The organism is Streptomyces sp. NRRL S-495, assembly GCF_000966955.1.
GTDB classification, from domain to species: Bacteria; Actinomycetota; Actinomycetes; order Streptomycetales; family Streptomycetaceae; genus Kitasatospora; species Kitasatospora purpeofusca.
The window spans coordinates 1-546 of sequence record NZ_JZWY01001356.1 but is presented as its reverse complement, the minus strand read 5'-3'; the positions used below and the strand labels follow the sequence as shown (position 1 = coordinate 546).

The 546-nt window shown below is 73.4% G+C and carries 1 protein-coding gene; it reads left to right on the top strand.

Annotation, left to right across the window (positions count from 1 at the left end; translation table 11 throughout):
* On the top strand, positions 1 to 546 hold a 546-nt coding region (locus VR45_RS41650), incomplete at both ends, for an acyltransferase domain-containing protein (RefSeq protein ID WP_045945194.1).

Genomic DNA, 546 nt, shown 5'->3' with positions numbered 1-546 from the left:
GGCGTGAAGCCCGCCGCCGTGGTCGGCCACTCGCAGGGCGAGATCGCCGCCGCCCACGTCGCCGGCGCCCTGACGCTGGAGGACGCCGCACGGATCGTCGCCCTGCGCAGCCGCGCCATCACCCGCCTCTCCGGCCGCGGCGGCATGCTCTCCGTCCTGGCTCCGCAGGAGCGCATCGGCGAACACCTCACGGCCGGTCTGCAGATCGCCGTCGTCAACGGCCCCGAGCAGGTCGTCGTCTCCGGTGCCCCCGAGGAGCTGGAGGCCCTCGCCGCACGCTGCGAGGCCGACGGGATCCAGGCCCGCCGCATCGCCGTCGACTACGCCTCCCACTCCCCCCAGGTCGAGGACCTGCGCGAGGAACTCCTCGAACTCCTCGCCCCCGTCGAGCCGCGCACCGGCCACACCCCGCTCATCTCGACGGTCACGGGTGAGGCCATCGACACCGCCACCATGGACGCGGGCTACTGGTTCACCAACCTGCGCGAAACCGTCCGCTTCGACGCCGCCCTCACCACCCTCCTCACCACCGGCCACCGCGTCTTC